The organism is Mesorhizobium sp. M0016 (assembly GCF_040324035.1).
GTDB lineage: Bacteria > Pseudomonadota > Alphaproteobacteria > Rhizobiales > Rhizobiaceae > Mesorhizobium.
Window position 1 is genome coordinate 155,047 of the sequence record NZ_JAMYVM010000009.1, and the last position, 14,757, is coordinate 169,803.

Here is a 14,757-nt window from a genome sequence, read left to right on the forward strand (position 1 = left end):
AGCTCAAGCCGGTATGGCCCGGAAGACACCAGGATCGAGGCTCGTCGCCTTGCCGACCAGATCCTCGCCGCCCAGTTCGGCCAGGATTGCAAACAACCGGGCCGCGCCATCACGTTCGTCTTTGCCGAACCGACGAGGGATTCCGGCTCGATAGGCGGCGCGTAACGCCGCCTGTAGGTGAGGATCGTCCGTGCCCAATTGGGGCGCGAGCACCCGCCATTCGTCGTCCGAAGACTCGAGCAGCGACTTCGCTGCCGCGGTCGCGCTCGTGAATCGCGCGAGGGCTATCGGGTTGGCCCGCGCCCAGCTTTCATGGAAGACGTAGCCGAGCATCGGCAAGTCCACGGATACGCCAAGCCCCTGCAGGATTTGCGCGACACTGAGCAGAGGCCTTGCCCCCTCTGACTCGAGACGGGCGGCGAAATTCCAGAACGTCAGCAGTGCATCCAGTCGCCCCGCCAGAAATTCCTGCTCCAACAAAGGCGGCGCGCCGAACACTGGCTCCACCTCTTCAGCAAGATCGCGCTTCACCTGACGGAGGCCGAGCGCCCGCAATAGGATCCAGCTTTTGTCCAGCGGACCACCTGCGATCCCCAGCCTTTTGCCCTTGAGGTCCGCAAGAGTTCGAATGGGCGAGCCTTGCGGCAGTTCCAGCGCGCCGACGGCACGAGAATAGGGATAGAAGACCAGATCAGCGCCTTCGCTGCGCTGGCGCATGACCCACACCCAGTCCGAAACGATGACGTCGACGCTGCCCGCCAGCAATGCGGTCTTACCGGCTTCGGTACCGGCAAGCCGCTGAGCCTCGATTGATACGCCGTGCACAGTGTCCAACGCATGTCGCCGCATGACGTCAACTTCCCAGGCGGCGGTGCCAAATCCCAGCACGCCAAATCGCACGAGCGGCGATGGCTGTGGCGCGGCTTCTGCGGAAGCACCCAATAGCCAGCAACAAATACCCGCAAGAGCGGCCCGCCGCGAGATGTGACCCTGATCATGCCGGGTCAGCCATTCGCCTGGAAGGGTAGCAGTCAGCACGGGCGCACCGGGTGTGAAGGAACTTTCCTAACGCCGTGGCGGCAGGAATGTTCCTCAATGGTGCATGGAACTAACGGGAAAGCACCTAAGGTCCGTTTTTCAGCTCGTATGGCAGCCCGGGGGGCTTGTTCAGGCGAACAGAAGAAGGTGTCAGGGGCTACGGTCCGCTCTTGGCATCATCGACCTCCAACGCGTCCATTACAGGTGCCGGATCGCTCTTTTCGGAGCTCGGGCTCTGCACCCCGGACCCGGCGTTCTCGATCGCTTGAACGATAGCATCTTCGATGTTTCCGAGTTCGTCCTCCCTTACTTCACGCCCATAACCAGCCACCTCGGCATCTTGCTCGAATTGCTGAGCGAGCACCGCGACGCTGACTTCCTCTCGACCAGGAAGTGTGCCGACATTCTCCTGTAGCCAGTTTTGAAAAAACTCTCTGGTCGCGCTCATCTCAGACCACCCTTTCGCCAAACTAAGCGCGACGGTGAGCCGAAGTTCCATGATGCGTTCACTTTCCCAGTGGCGCTGTACTCACAGCGTTGGGTGCCACGAGGTTTTTGCAGGCTTGATGAGGCAGTGGCCTTTCTCTTCACGACTCGATTGGAGTTCACTCTTATCGCGCAGTGTGCATCCTGATTGCGTCCATTTCGACCCTGTGGAACAAGCTTGTTGAGTTGAAGTTAGGCCCTATGCCAAGCTTTTCGGGCGAACCAAGTTTTTCGGGCGAACAAGTTTTTGACGTTGCCATCGTCGGCGGCGGCCCCGCGGGGCTCGCTGCAGCCATGTATTTAGCCAGGTTTCTGCGTTCGGTGATCTCGCTCGACGCGGGGCATGCGCGTGCCAAGCTCATCCCAAAATCCCGCAACTGTCCCGGCTTCCCCGACGGCATCAGCGGGGAAGAACTGCTCGGCCGCCTACGAGCCCAGGCACAGCTATACGGCGCGAGCCTTGTCCATGGTTGCGTAGGCCACGCCGAAAAACGCGAGGTTTTTTTTGTCCTGACGACCACCTGCGGGATTGTCCAAGCAAGGCGCGTGATTCTGGCAACGGGCATTGTGGACAAGGCACCTCCCATTGAAAGACTGGAGGAGGCGATCGCAACCGGCATTGTCAGACTGTGCCCGGTTTGCGATGCATATGAGGCCCGGGGTAGCCGCATCGGCGTTGTTGGTCCGGAGCATCTCGCCGTCAGGGAGGCTCTGTTCCTGAAGGGATATGGCAGTCAGGTCGCCTTGCTCGCCAATAACCAGGATGATGTTTCCGAAGCTGCCCGCGGCGCCGCCTTGGCAGGCGGAGTTGAAATCTGGGACGCTGTCGATGACCTGATCCCTCGACGAACCGGGTTCGATGTCGTCATGGCCGAGGGCGCCCCGATGCGCAACATCGATGTGGTGTACCCTTCGATGGGCAGCGACGTACGCTCCGAACTCGCGGTTGCTCTGGGGGCTAACTGTGACGCAGAAGGCTATGTCCTGGTCAACCGACACCTTGAGACTTCAACGCCAGGACTCTATGCCATTGGCGACGTGGCCGAGGGGCTCAATCAAATTGCTGTTGCGTTCGGAGACGCCGCCAAGGCTGCAACTCACATTCATAACGACCTCCGCGATTGCGCCGAGCCGGCGACGAACTTCCGGCGAAGTTGACCTGCAGATGCGAACGCACCGTACCGGCTCACCTTTGGCTGCGTTGATGCCCGGAACCTGTTCCACCCGGCGTGAGACTACCGGCTTCGGCTTTGCTAGAGTTCTCCCAGGCGCAGCCGCTGGGTTGATGGACGGGCACGCGCTGGCGAACGGCTGGAGGAAGGAATGAAAATTCTCGTCACCGGCGCGTCAGGTCTGATTGGAACCGCGCTTTGCGCGCGCCTGGCCGGCGAGAGTCATGAAGTGGTCCGCGTGCTTCACCACGCAGACACTGGCGTCCACCCGGAGATCCAAACCGTTTCCCTGGATATGGCGCGGGCCTTGCGACCTCAGGACTGGACCCCCTATCTCGCCGGTGTGGACGCCGTCGTAAACTGTGCCGGCGTCCTGCAGGATAGTGCCCGGGAAAACACCCGGCATGTCCATTCTACCGGCGCCTCGGCTCTCTTCACCGCGTGTGAGCACGCAGGTGTGAATAAGGTGATCCACTTTTCTGCCATCGGGGTCGATCGCCAGCAGCCGTCCGCCTTTTCCGCCAGCAAGCTCGCCGGCGATGAGGCACTGATGGCACGTAGCCTTGACTGGGTCATCCTGCGCCCCTCCGTAGTACTGGGAAGGCCGGCCTTCGGCGCAAGTGCACTTTTTCGCGGCCTCGCGGCGTTGCCGCTCTTGCCGTTGATGCCCGACACGGGCCGTCTCCAAGTCGTCCAACTCGATGACGTGATCTCCACCGTCCTGTTCTTCCTCAAACCCGGCAGCCCATCGCACCTCACGCTGGACCTGGCTGGGCCCGAGGCACTTTCGATGAGCGAGGTCGTGGGTCGCTATCGCCGCTGGTTCGGATGGAGCAGTGCTCGGGAGTTCATCTTGCCCAATTGGGCCGCAGCTATCTTGTACAGGTTCGGGGATGCCGCGGCTCAGCTGGGCTGGCGCCCGCCGATGCGCAGCAATGCAGCAAAAGAGATTGCCCGTGGCGCTGTCGGCGATCCCCAACCCTGGATGACGGCGACCGGCATTCAACCATCAAGTCTTACATCTGCACTGCGTTTAAATCCTGCGGCGGTGCAGGAGCGATGGTTCGCCGGTCTTTACTTCGTCAAGCCGGCGCTCTTTGTCATCTTGCCGCTCTTCTGGGTCATGACGGGCATCATTTCCCTCACTGCCGGCTGGCGCAGCGGAGTTGATTTGCTGATTGGCACTGCTGCCGGCCCCTTGGCCGAACCGGCGGTAGTCGCCGGCGCGCTGGCTGACATCGCCGTCGGGGCGCTTATCGCCTGGCGCCCAACCAGCCGGCTTGGTCTTTTCGGCGCAATCGCGGTATCGCTTTTCTATGCGATCGCTGGGAGCATTCTGCGGCCGGATCTTTGGCTTGAGCCACTCGGGCCGTTGATCAAAATCCTCCCGATCCTCGTTCTGCATTTTGCAGCGCTGGCCATTCTGGAGGAACGCTGATGACGTACTTCGTGCTTAAATACCTGCACGTGATCGGCGCTGCTGTGCTGCTCGGAACTGGTGCCGGCATTGCTTTTTTCATGCTTTTGGCACACCGGACCGGGAATGCCGCGACGATCGCAGCCGTCGCCCGCATTGTCGTGCTGGCTGATTTCCTGTTCACGGCTACGGCCGTTATCGCACAACCTCTGACCGGACTGGGCCTCGCTAGGGTTGCGGGGTATTCGCTGTCCGAAGGATGGATCGTTCTCTCGATCCTGCTCTACATCTTGACGGGCCTGTTCTGGCTGCCTGTCGTGTGGATGCAGATCGAGATGCGAAATCTAGCCACACAGGCCGCACTCTCCAACCAACCTCCTCCCGAGCGCTACCATCAGCTGTTCAGACGCTGGTTTGTCTTCGGCTTCCCAGCTTTCGGCGCCGTGCTCGCCATTTTCTGGCTGATGATTGCGCGCCCGGCAATCGAGTGGTCATCGTTCTAGCTGCGATCGGCAAGCACTGCGCCGTGAATTCATCCGTCGCGCCTAGCTGGCTCGTGCCGGCGCGATGCACTGCGGTCGGGAACCACGGTCACTGCCGCGAGTTCTTTCGCATGGCCAATCATCCCGTCACCGGCGTGCTTACCTCAATCGGCACATTAACCTCCCGCCCCGCGGCATTCCTGATCCTGTTGGTCTACGCAATCCTTTGGATGATCTTCGAGCGACAGACCCTGGACTGGCATGGAGCGGCTACCTTGTTTACGTGGGCCATGACGCTGTTCATCCAGCGTGCCGAGCACCGCGACACTCAGGCCATTCACGCCAAACTGGATGAGATCCTGCGATCAGACCACAATGCCTCGAACATCACGCGGATCGACGATGAAGAGCCCGAGGAAATCGAAAAACACCGCCACCGCAGGCAGCAGGACGACTGATGAGCGGCGTTTTGGTTTCACGGCAGGACGAGTAGCGGGTTTCCAGCTTTTGACGCCTATCCAGCCCCGCCGCCTCCTGCGCTCAGGCCCAGGCCTTCGATCCTTGCTGCGGCTGTGGTTCAGCGACCGAAGGATCGGAGCCCTCTATTGTTCCACTGCATCCAGAAAAATTTGCCCGAGAACCAGGTCAGGCAAATCGGCCGGCTCGAAGTGCGTCATTCGCCTTTCTGGTTGCGCTCGACGAACTTGTTGAAACGGCTGGTTTGTCCGTCACCAGTCTTGGACTGGTAAAGAAAGGCCAGATCGTTCTCGTCGAATATGCGGAAGAACTCGTCCCATTCGACCGGCTCGAATGCTTCCTCGGGTTTGCCGAAGTCGATCCGCAGGATGCCGCCCGCCCCTTTGGTGCGAACCACTGCCGGCCGTCCATCCCGCTCCTCGGCCCATTTGCGGATTTCGTCGTGATTGGTGGTCGTTTGCGACTGGGACATTGAAATCTCCTTTGATCATCGGCGTTGCCAACATCGGGCATCGTCGGGGCTGCCGGCGTCCTAACAGCACAAGCGCGGCAATGTTCCGGCACGGCGCGGCGAGCGCGATGTGGCTGCTTCCGAACGAAGCCGGCCAAAGGAACTTTGTTGAAGCCAAGGGAACAAACCTTTTGCCGAAAAGTTCGGGTCGCCAAGATTACCTGTCTGAGGAGTGGTCGTGAAACGGATATTGGTTACAGGGGGCTGCGGCTTCATTGGCCGGCATGTCGCCCAGGAACTCATCGAGCAGGATTATTCGGTTCGCATTTTGGATGTGCTGCTGGAGCAGGTGCACGCAGGCGAAACAGTCGCCCTTCCCGCCGGGGCCGAGCTGATCAAGGGCGACATTCGGGACCGGGAGGCGGTCGCCAAGGCGCTGGAAGGCGTTGACGCGGTCATTCATCTAGCCGCGGAAGTCGGCGTCGGACAGTCGATGTACGAGATCGCGCGCTATGTCGGCACCAACGATCTCGGCACCGCGACGCTGCTTGAGGCGCTGATCAAACACCCGGTCGAGCGCATTGTCGTCGCCTCATCGATGAGTGTCTATGGCGAGGGCCTCTATGCTACATCGGACGGCCGGCGCATCGACAATGCCCGGCGCAAGGCGAGCGACATCAAAAACGGACAGTGGAATCCGCTGTCGCCGGAAGGCGAACCCCTCTCCCCCCTGCCGACGGACGAGGAAAAGCCGGTCGATCTCGCCTCTATCTATGCACTGACGAAATACGCCCAGGAACGCGCCGTGCTGATCTTCGGCGAAGCCTATGGCATCGATGCGGTCGCGCTGCGCCTGTTCAACGTCTTCGGCGCCGGCCAGGCGTTATCGAACCCCTATACCGGCGTGTTGGCCAATTTTGCTTCGCGTCTCGCCAACGGCCAACGTCCAATGATCTTCGAGGATGGCGAACAGAAACGCGATTTCGTCCATGTGGATGACGTCGCCCGCGCCTTTCGTCTTGCGCTGCAGCAACGCCAGGCAAGGGGTCACGTCATCAACATCGGCAGCGGCCGAGCCTATGCTATCAGCGACGTCGCGCGGGTACTTGCCGAGGCCATGGGAACGCCGGACCGCTCGCCAGAGTTGCTCGGCAAGGCGCGCTCCGGGGATATCCGCAACTGCTTCGCCGATATTTCCAAGGCCCGTGAGCTGCTCGGTTTCGAGCCGAGGCAACAACTGGAGAATTCGCTCGCCGATTTCGTTTCCTGGGTGCGCAACTCGTCCGCCATCGACCGCGGCGCCGACATGAAACGCGAGCTTGAAGAACGTGGGCTGGTGTCATGAATACGCGCAATCGACGCGACGCGCCCGTCGCCATTGTCGGCGGCAGCGGCTTCATAGGATCGAACCTGGCCGACAGCCTGTTGTCGGATGGCGAGCCGGTGCTGGTGATCGACAATCTCAGCCGCCCCGGCGTCGAACAGAACCTTGAATGGCTGGCGCAGAAACACGGAAGCCGCCTCATGGTCGAAACGATTGACGTGCGCGACGCCAACGCGCTTGCGCCCGTTCTGAAGAGTTCCAAGGCGATCTTCCACCTGGCCGCGCAAACCGCCGTCACAACGAGCCTGGTCCAACCGGACGAGGATTTCGACATCAACCTTCGAGGAACGTTCAATGTCCTCGAGGCGGCGCGGCTGAGCAGTGAGTTTGTTCCGGTGGTCTTCGCCAGCACCAACAAGGTCTATGGCAGCCTGCCCGACGTCGCGGTGCGCGAGGACGGCGATCGTTACCTGCCTTGCGACGGCATCATCCAAGCGAATGGCATCGACGAGACCCACGGCCTGGATTTCTGCACGCCCTATGGCTGCTCCAAAGGCGCGGCGGACCAATATGTGCTCGACTATGCCAAATCCTACGGCATGCCCACGGCGGTGCTGCGGATGAGCTGCATCTACGGGCCGCGCCAGTTCGGAACCGAGGATCAAGGCTGGGTCGCGCACTTCCTGCTGAGTGCGCTGACGGGACGTCCAATCACCATTTACGGCGACGGCAGACAAGTGCGCGATATACTGCATGTCTCCGATGCGGTCGCCGCCTACAGGGCCACGCTCGATCGTATCGAGACGACCAAAGGCCAGGCATTCAATCTTGGCGGCGGCCCCGATAATGCGATCAGCCTGCGCATGCTGTTGAGCGAGATCCGTAGCTTGACCGGCCATGAGCTTTCGATCCGCCATGATGACGAACGCACCGGCGATCAGCCCTTCTTCGTCGCCGACACCCGCAAGATCAAAGCGATGCTTGGCTGGAAAGCTCGTGTTTCATGGCGCGAAGGCATTCGCGATCTCGCAGACTGGCTGCAACAACACCGGCTCCAGCCTCGCCCCGAAGTCGTGAGGTACGTCGCATGAAAATCGCCCTGGTAAACCCGTTCTGGACCTATGACGACAGCATCTATTTCGGCTGCCGCCAACCACATCTCCCGCTGGAACTCGGCTATTCGAAATCCCTCCTCGAAACAGCCGGCCATGAGGTGTTGATGCTGGATGGGCAATTGCAGAAGCTCGACAACTCGGACCTCTCCGAGCGTGTGGCTGATTTCGCGCCTGCAATGACGGTCGTCAGTACCGCCCCGACTTATCTGTTCTGGCGCTGCGCACCACCCGAGTTGCGCGTGCCGGCCGATTTCCTCAACCGTCTCGCCGGGCGCGGTGGACGCACAGTCGCGGTCGGGCCGCATGGCTCGGCTACGCCCGCGCCAACCTTGCGCAAGCTTGGCGTCGACATTGTTGTGCGCGGCGAATGCGAGGAAATCGTCGCGGAACTTGCCCGGCGCGACGACTGGAGCGCGGTCCCCTCGACCGCTTACCTGCGCGACGCCAAGGTGGTTTTGAACGGCGGCGTCCACGCCAGCTCGTTTGTCGATCATCCGCCACTCCAATGGCCATCAGACTGGATCGCAGCCCATTCGCATCACCATCACAGGTTCGATGACAAGCAGGTTGGGTTCGGCGCGGAGGTCGAAGCATCGCGCGGCTGCCCCTACAATTGCAGCTTCTGCGCCAAGATCGATTTCCGCGATGCCTATCGCCGCCGAAACCACGAGGCTGTCATAGCGGAAATCGATGGGCTGATTGCCCAGGGGGTCGGCTACATTTATTTCATCGATGAAATCTTCCTGCCGCAAAAAGCGCTGCTGGAAGCGTTGATCCATCGCGACGTGAAGTTCGGTGTGCAGACCCGCATCGACCTTTGGAAGCCCGAGCTGCTGGAACTGCTCGGTGCGGCTGGCTGTGTCTCCATCGAGGCCGGCCTCGAAAGCCTGACCGTGGAAGGTCGTGCGATGCTGGCGAAACGCTGCCGGCTGGGTACCGAGGAACTTGCCGCGCTGCTCGTCAATGCCAGGCGTCACGTTCCGTTCGTACAGGCCAATCTGATCGGCGTCGTCGAGGATGACCCTGCCCTTGTGGACTACTGGCGAACGCACCTGATCGACAACGGCGTGTGGGCCAATGAACCCGTACCGCTTTATCCATATCCGAGTTCGCCAAGCTATCGCGAGCTTTGGGGCGAACCCGACGACCTCGCCTGGGAGCGCGCCCATGATCACTATCTCGCATCATTCCAGAAGTTCAGCGACATCCAGGAAAGGCGCCCGCGTCCGCTGGCGGAACTGGAGGCGACATGTTGCGGACACTGACGCCGCGCTCGCGGCGCATCCTGATGACGGTCGACGCCGTGGGCGGCGTGTGGCGCTATGCGCTCGACCTGGCCAGGGAACTTGTCAACGGCGGCGATAGCGTGGTGCTTGCCGGCCTCGGTCCGCCACCGTCCAGGCAGCAGGCCGACGAGGCGGAGGCTTTCGCGAAGCTGATCTGGCTGAACACGCCGCCGGATTGGATGACCCGCAACGGCGGTGATCTCGACGCGCTGCCGCGGGAGTTGCATGCGCCCATGCGCGACCACGCCATCGACCTTGTCCATTTCAACGCGCCTTCGCAGGCGGCGGGATTCGACGCGCCATGCCCGGTCGTGGTGGTCTCCCATTCCTGCGTGACGACCTGGTTCCATGCGGTCAGAGGACAGGCGGCGGATGGGGCATGGGCCTGGCAGAAGGAGCGCAACAGACGCGGCATGGATCGGGCCGACGCGGTCATCGCGCCGAGCCGCAGCCATGCCGACATGCTAGAGACCTGCTACGGCCCGATCGCGCGCTTGAGTGTGGTCACAAATGGTGCCCGTCCTCTGCCGAAGGCCGAAAAGCATCAACCGCTCGTCTTCGCCGCTGCCCGCTGGTGGGACGAGGGCAAAAATGCGGCGGTGGTCGATCAGGCGGCGTCCCTGACGCGATGGCCTCTGTTTGCCGCCGGTTCGACGAACGGCCCAAACGGCGAGCATGTCAGCTTCAGCCATGCTGTTCCTCTGGGAGCAGTGCCGTCCGATGAGGTGCGTTCGTTGATGGCTCGCGCGGGTATTTTCGTATCGCCATCGCTCTACGAGCCATTCGGCCTGGCCGCGCTGGAAGCCGCCATGTCGGCTACGCCCCTGGTGCTTTCCGATATCGCCACCTATCGCGAACTATGGGACGGGGCCGCGATATTCTTTGACGCGCGCGATCCGCACGATCTCGCTGCCTGCCTCAACCGTCTCTCCAGCGATGCCGAGCTCCGGCGAGAGCTTGGCCAGGCAGCCATCCGACGCAGCCGCAGGTTTAGGCTGACAAAGCAGACAGCGGCTATGCGCGGCGTCTACGACAAAGCGGCCTTAGCGATGGCGGAGCGCTGATCATGCGCTTTGTGTTTTACACCCACTCGGTCGTTTCCGACTGGAACCATGGCAATGCCCATTTCCTGCGCGGCGTCATGCGAGAGCTGGTCCAGCGCCGGCATCAGACTATTGCGCTGGAGCCGGCGAATGGCTGGAGCCGGTCGAATCTGCTGGCTGAGAAGGGGTCGTTCGCCATCGAACGCTTCCGCAAGGATTTTCCCGAACTGATGCCGGTGACCTACGACGCCGGATTTGATCACGAAGCCTGGATTGCCGAGGCCGACGTTGTGATCGTTCATGAGTGGACGGATCCGGAGCTTGTCGCACGTATTGGCCGTGCCCGGGCCGCCGGCGGCAACTTCATCCTTCTTTTTCACGACACCCACCACCGGGCCGTGTCTGCGACCGAGGCACTCTCGGCGCTCCGGCTGGAGCACTATGACGGCGTTCTCGCCTTTGGCGAAACCTTGCGCGAGAGCTATCTGCGCGCCGGCTGGGGCAAGCGCGTCTTCACTTGGCATGAAGCGGCGGACGATCGCCTGTTCAAGCCGCACCCGGAGATCCACCCCACCTCCGATCTGGTCTGGATCGGCAACTGGGGCGATGATGAGCGGACCGCCGAACTCAAGGAGTTTCTGATCGAGCCGGTGCACGATCTCGGCCTTGATGCCGCTGTTCACGGCGTACGCTACCCCAAGACCGCACTTGCGGATCTGGCCACCGCAGGACTGCGCTATGAGGGGTGGATCGCCAATGCCGACGTGCCGAAGGCCTTCGCCGCGCATCGTGTCACCGTTCACGTTCCACGGCGCCCCTATCGCGAGAGGTTGCCCGGAATCCCGACGATCCGCATGTTCGAGGCACTCGCCTGCGGCATTCCGCTGATTTCAGCGCCATGGTCCGATGTCGAGCAGCTTTTCAGGCCCGGTGTCGACTTCCTGTTTGCCGAGAATGGCTCGCAAATGCGGCAACAGCTTCGGACGGTGTTGTCCGACGAGGACTTTGCGGCCTCCCTGGTGACCTCGGGTCTCGAGACCATCCGCTCGCGGCACACCTGCCGCCACCGCGTCGACGAGTTGCTCGGCGTGCTCACGCAATGCGCGAACCGACACACCGCCGTCCCGACAACCGCAAAGGAAGCCGTCGCATGAAGATCGCATTCTATGGATCGAGCCTTTTGTCGTCCTACTGGAACGGTGCCGCGACGTACTATCGCGGTTTGCTCAAGGCACTTTCGCAATTGGGTTACGAGATCACGTTCTACGAACCCGATGTCTACGACCGGCAGAAGAACCGCGACATCGAAGCTCCCGACTGGTGCACTGTCGTCGTTTATGAGGCGACCCAGCATGCGCTGATGCAGGTCGCGGCACGTGCCGCCGGCGCCGACATCGTCGTCAAGGCGAGTGGCGTCGGTTTCGAAGACGAGGCGCTGCTTCGCGCCGTTCTCGACCACGCCCGCAGCGACGCGCTTGTCGTATTCTGGGACGTGGATGCGCCAGCCACGCTTGCCCAGTTGCGCGACGAGCCGGACCACCCGCTCCATCGTGCACTGCAGGAGATCGACCTCGTGCTGACCTATGGTGGCGGCGATCCCGTTGTCTGGGCCTATCGTGCCATGGGCGCCAAGGAGTGCGTGCCCATCTACAATGCGCTCGATCCCGAAACGCACCATCCGGTCGCCAGCAAAGCGCGTTTTGCCTGCGACCTGGCGTTCCTCGGAAACCGGCTGCCGGACCGTGAAGCGCGTGTCGAATCGTTTTTCCTCGATCCCGCCAGCCAGCTGCCGAAACAGCGTTTCCTGCTCGGAGGCTCGGGTTGGGGCGACAAGCCGCTCCCCACCAATGTAGGCTGGCTCGGCCATGTCGGCACCCGCGATCACAACGCCTTCAATGTCACCCCAAAAGCCGTGTTGAACATCAGCCGCGACAGCATGGCCGCCAACGGTTTTTCACCGGCCACGCGAGTGTTCGAGGCGGCCGGCGCGGGCGCCTGTCTCATCACGGATGCATGGCTGGGCGTGGAACTGTTCCTGAAACCAGGCGAGGAGATCCTGGTCGCGCGTGACGGCGGCGATGTCGCCGAAATAATGCGCTCGCTGACCCCCGGGCGGGCCAAGGCAATCGGCCAAGCCGCACTTCACCGCGTGCTGGCGGACCATACCTACGCGCTTCGGGCGGATGTGGCGGATGCCGTCTTCAAACGTCATTTCGAGCACGGGGCCGTGGAGGCAGCGGAATGACCAAGAAACTGGACATCGTCTTTCTCGGCCTGTCGCTGTCCTCATCCTGGGGAAACGGCCACGCCACGACTTTCCGGGGTCTTTTGAAAGGCTTGCACGGACTCGGTCACCGGGTGACTTTTCTGGAGCGCAACGTGCCCTGGTACGCCAATCACCGCGATCTGCGCGATCCGGAGTTCTGCGCCTTGCGCTACTACGAAACCACTGCGGAGCTGCAACGCGACTACGCACAGTGCCTGGAGCAGGCCGACATCATCGTCATCGGATCCTTTGTTCCAGAAGGACGCCAGGTCATCGACATCGTCGCCTCGCTTTGCAAGGGGCAGCTCTGCTTTTACGACATCGACACCCCGGTGACCCTGGCCAAGCTTTCAGCCGACGATTGCGATTATCTGAGTTCGCGGCAAATTCCGTATTTCGATGTCTATTTCTCCTTCACTGGCGGACCAACGCTCAACCATCTGGCGCAAGACTTCGGCGCGCGTCATGCCGAACCTCTCTATTGTTCGGTCGATCCAGAACGGCATCACCCGACAGGAGATCCGATCCGCTGGGATCTCGGCTATCTCGGCACCTACAGCATGGACCGGCAGACAACGCTGAACGCTCTGCTGCTCGAGCCCGCACGGCATATGCCGAACCTCCGTTTCGTCGTGGCCGGCTCCCAATATCCATCCGACATCATCTGGCCGGACAATGTCGAACGCATCGAACATTTGCCGCCAGCCGATCACGCCGCGTTCTATAGCCGTCAGCGCTACACGCTGAATGTCACACGCAGTTCCATGATCACCGCAGGATGGTCGCCCAGCGTGCGCCTGTTCGAAGCGGCGGCTTGCGGCACGCCCATCGTCAGCGACCACTGGCCAGGGCTCGACAGCTTCTTTCCCGCATCGGCGATCCACACCGCCGCGGAGACGGACGAAGTCATCGATATCCTCGTTGGCGAGTCCGAGCGCGCACGCCTGGCCATGGCCGGCCGGGCTCGCAAACTCGTCCTCGCTTCCCACACCGGTGGGGCCAGGGCTCGCGAATTCGTGGCGGCGCTGACCCAACCAACGGCGACGGCCCTCGATCTCGACATTGGAAGTGCAGCATGAACGGCAGACAGGAGAAAACAGCGATGCGACAGACAAGAAAGGCGCACAGGGCAAAGACGGTGCTTGTTGCCGGCGGCGCGGGTTTCCTCGGTTCGCATCTTTGCGAAGTATTGCTCCGCAACGGCTGGCGCGTGATCTGCGTCGACAATTTTCTGACCGGGCGCATGGAAAACATCATCTCGATCATGGACCGGCCGGGTTTCCGGTTGATCGAGCAGGACATCTGCCGGCCATTGGATCTCGGCGAGCCCGTGGATCACATCTTCAACCTGGCCTGCGCCGCCTCACCGCCGCGTTATCAGGCCGACCCGATACACACCACGCGTACCTGCGTGATCGGAACCCTCAACCTGCTCGAACTCGCTGTCCGCAATGACGCGCGACTGCTGCAGGCCTCGACGAGCGAAGTGTATGGCGATCCGGAACAACACCCGCAAAGGGAGGATTATGTCGGCCATGTGAACTGCACCGGCCCACGCGCCTGCTACGACGAGGGCAAGCGCACCGCCGAAACGCTTTGCTTCGACTATCTAAGGGCCGGCAAGGCCGACGTCCGCGTCGCGCGCATCTTCAACACCTACGGTCCGAGAATGGATCCGGCCGACGGTCGCATCGTCTCGAATTTGATCATGCAGGCGCTCGAGAAGCGTCCGCTGACGATATTCGGCGACGGCCAGCAGACGCGATCCTTCTGCTATGTCTCCGACTTGATTGATGGATTGATGCGCCTGATGAACATCGACCCCAATCCGGGCAAGCCGGTCAATCTGGGCAATCCCGGAGAATTCACCATCGTGCGACTGGCGGCATTGGTGAAGGCGATGACCGGCACCAAGTCGGATCTGAAATTTCTGCCCCTGCCGCAAGACGATCCTCGGCGCAGGCAGCCTGATATTTCGCGTGCGAAAACGCTGCTCGGCTGGTCGCCGAGAGTGCCGCTCAACGAAGGGCTCAAGCTGACGATCGATTATTTCGCGGCGCTCGAAGGCACCGGCATCGGCGATCAGATGACAGGCCTTGCCAAAAGGAGACCCGCAGGCGGGCTGCAGAACCTTCCTGCATGACGCGGGCCGCGGACGGACCTGCCCGGAGATCGTTCGGAACATCCATCCAACCTTGTA

Annotated in this window: 15 protein-coding genes; 12 read left to right on the forward strand and 3 right to left on the reverse strand. The window is 61.7% G+C overall.

The features are described from left to right. Positions 1 to 3 precede the first annotated feature (3 nt). Both NKJ88_RS15760 and NKJ88_RS15765 read right to left on the reverse strand, forming a co-directional pair. A complete protein-coding gene (locus NKJ88_RS15760) occupies positions 4 to 1,038 on the reverse strand; it encodes an ABC transporter substrate-binding protein (RefSeq protein WP_352444630.1) in 1,035 nt (344 codons plus the stop codon). 157 nt (positions 1,039 to 1,195) lie between these two features. Next, a complete protein-coding gene (locus tag NKJ88_RS15765) occupies positions 1,196 to 1,537 on the reverse strand; it encodes a DUF768 domain-containing protein (RefSeq protein WP_023696361.1) in 342 nt (113 codons plus the stop codon). Between the two features lie 188 nt (positions 1,538 to 1,725). On the opposite strand from NKJ88_RS15765, the gene NKJ88_RS15770 reads away from it, so the two are divergent. From NKJ88_RS15770 to NKJ88_RS15785, 4 genes are all read left to right on the forward strand, one after another. Then, a complete protein-coding gene (locus tag NKJ88_RS15770) occupies positions 1,726 to 2,682 on the forward strand; it encodes an NAD(P)/FAD-dependent oxidoreductase (protein ID WP_352444632.1) in 957 nt (318 codons plus the stop codon). Positions 2,683 to 2,847: 165 nt separating this feature from the next. Then, positions 2,848 to 4,134: an SDR family oxidoreductase gene (locus NKJ88_RS15775; protein ID WP_352444634.1), complete on the forward strand. Its 1,287-nt coding sequence runs from the start codon at positions 2,848 to 2,850 to the stop codon at positions 4,132 to 4,134. Continuing rightward, positions 4,134 to 4,616 carry a DUF2269 family protein gene (locus tag NKJ88_RS15780; protein WP_023824777.1) on the forward strand — a complete coding sequence of 161 codons (483 nt, stop codon included), beginning with the start codon at positions 4,134 to 4,136 and terminating at the stop codon, positions 4,614 to 4,616. Before NKJ88_RS15775 ends, NKJ88_RS15780 begins: the two co-directional genes overlap by 1 nt. Positions 4,617 to 4,726: 110 nt before the next feature. After that, entirely contained in the window at positions 4,727 to 5,053 is a 327-nt protein-coding gene (locus tag NKJ88_RS15785; protein ID WP_023681103.1) for a low affinity iron permease family protein, read from the forward strand. 215 nt (positions 5,054 to 5,268) lie between these two features. On the opposite strand, the gene NKJ88_RS15790 is transcribed toward NKJ88_RS15785, so the two are convergent. Beyond that, positions 5,269 to 5,544 (reverse strand): hypothetical protein, encoded by a 276-nt coding sequence (locus tag NKJ88_RS15790; RefSeq protein ID WP_023667991.1) that lies wholly within the window; start codon positions 5,542 to 5,544, stop codon positions 5,269 to 5,271. A 217-nt stretch (positions 5,545 to 5,761) separates the two neighbouring features. Here NKJ88_RS15790 and NKJ88_RS15795 point away from each other — a divergent pair, with 217 nt between their 5' ends. Genes NKJ88_RS15795 through NKJ88_RS15830 form a run of 8 tightly spaced genes read left to right on the forward strand, consistent with a single transcriptional unit; the run spans position 5,762 to position 14,700 of the window. After that, positions 5,762 to 6,868 carry an NAD-dependent epimerase/dehydratase family protein gene (locus NKJ88_RS15795; RefSeq protein ID WP_023681102.1) on the forward strand — a complete coding sequence of 369 codons (1,107 nt, stop codon included), beginning with the start codon at positions 5,762 to 5,764 and terminating at the stop codon, positions 6,866 to 6,868. Further along, positions 6,865 to 7,938 (forward strand): GDP-mannose 4,6-dehydratase, encoded by a 1,074-nt coding sequence (locus tag NKJ88_RS15800; RefSeq protein ID WP_023696367.1) that lies wholly within the window; start codon positions 6,865 to 6,867, stop codon positions 7,936 to 7,938. Before NKJ88_RS15795 ends, NKJ88_RS15800 begins: the two co-directional genes overlap by 4 nt. Beyond that, complete coding sequence (locus NKJ88_RS15805; RefSeq protein ID WP_023725527.1) at positions 7,935 to 9,227, forward strand: TIGR04295 family B12-binding domain-containing radical SAM protein; 1,293 nt, start codon at positions 7,935 to 7,937, stop codon at positions 9,225 to 9,227. The genes NKJ88_RS15800 and NKJ88_RS15805 overlap by 4 nt, the downstream gene beginning before the upstream one ends. Further along, positions 9,212 to 10,312, forward strand: a complete 1,101-nt coding sequence (locus NKJ88_RS15810) for a glycosyltransferase family 4 protein (RefSeq protein WP_023681099.1) — start codon at positions 9,212 to 9,214, stop codon at positions 10,310 to 10,312. The genes NKJ88_RS15805 and NKJ88_RS15810 overlap by 16 nt, the downstream gene beginning before the upstream one ends. Positions 10,313 to 10,314: 2 nt before the next feature. Continuing rightward, complete coding sequence (locus tag NKJ88_RS15815) at positions 10,315 to 11,445, forward strand: CgeB family protein (RefSeq protein WP_352444637.1); 1,131 nt, start codon at positions 10,315 to 10,317, stop codon at positions 11,443 to 11,445. After that, on the forward strand, positions 11,442 to 12,536 hold the full coding sequence (locus NKJ88_RS15820) for a CgeB family protein (RefSeq protein ID WP_023667985.1): 1,095 nt from the start codon (positions 11,442 to 11,444) through the stop codon (positions 12,534 to 12,536). The genes NKJ88_RS15815 and NKJ88_RS15820 overlap by 4 nt, the downstream gene beginning before the upstream one ends. After that, positions 12,533 to 13,636, forward strand: coding sequence for a CgeB family protein (locus NKJ88_RS15825; RefSeq protein ID WP_023681097.1), 1,104 nt, complete (start codon positions 12,533 to 12,535; stop codon positions 13,634 to 13,636). The genes NKJ88_RS15820 and NKJ88_RS15825 overlap by 4 nt, the downstream gene beginning before the upstream one ends. A 23-nt stretch (positions 13,637 to 13,659) precedes the next feature. Continuing rightward, entirely contained in the window at positions 13,660 to 14,700 is a 1,041-nt protein-coding gene (locus tag NKJ88_RS15830) for a UDP-glucuronic acid decarboxylase family protein (RefSeq protein ID WP_023681096.1), read from the forward strand. The last annotated feature ends 57 nt before the right edge of the window (positions 14,701 to 14,757 follow it).

Coding starts and splice junctions, on each gene's coding strand:
- NKJ88_RS15765 (WP_023696361.1), bottom strand. CDS start 1,537: ATGGAACTTCGGCTCACCGTCGCGCTTAGTTTGGCGAAAGGGTGGTCT.
- NKJ88_RS15770 (WP_352444632.1), top strand. CDS start 1,726: ATGCCAAGCTTTTCGGGCGAACCAAGTTTTTCGGGCGAACAAGTTTTT.
- NKJ88_RS15775 (WP_352444634.1), top strand. CDS start 2,848: ATGAAAATTCTCGTCACCGGCGCGTCAGGTCTGATTGGAACCGCGCTT.
- NKJ88_RS15780 (WP_023824777.1), top strand. CDS start 4,134: ATGACGTACTTCGTGCTTAAATACCTGCACGTGATCGGCGCTGCTGTG.
- NKJ88_RS15785 (WP_023681103.1), top strand. CDS start 4,727: ATGGCCAATCATCCCGTCACCGGCGTGCTTACCTCAATCGGCACATTA.
- NKJ88_RS15790 (WP_023667991.1), bottom strand. CDS start 5,544: ATGTCCCAGTCGCAAACGACCACCAATCACGACGAAATCCGCAAATGG.
- NKJ88_RS15800 (WP_023696367.1), top strand. CDS start 6,865: ATGAATACGCGCAATCGACGCGACGCGCCCGTCGCCATTGTCGGCGGC.
- NKJ88_RS15805 (WP_023725527.1), top strand. CDS start 7,935: ATGAAAATCGCCCTGGTAAACCCGTTCTGGACCTATGACGACAGCATC.
- NKJ88_RS15810 (WP_023681099.1), top strand. CDS start 9,212: ATGTTGCGGACACTGACGCCGCGCTCGCGGCGCATCCTGATGACGGTC.
- NKJ88_RS15815 (WP_352444637.1), top strand. CDS start 10,315: ATGCGCTTTGTGTTTTACACCCACTCGGTCGTTTCCGACTGGAACCAT.
- NKJ88_RS15820 (WP_023667985.1), top strand. CDS start 11,442: ATGAAGATCGCATTCTATGGATCGAGCCTTTTGTCGTCCTACTGGAAC.
- NKJ88_RS15825 (WP_023681097.1), top strand. CDS start 12,533: ATGACCAAGAAACTGGACATCGTCTTTCTCGGCCTGTCGCTGTCCTCA.
- NKJ88_RS15830 (WP_023681096.1), top strand. CDS start 13,660: ATGCGACAGACAAGAAAGGCGCACAGGGCAAAGACGGTGCTTGTTGCC.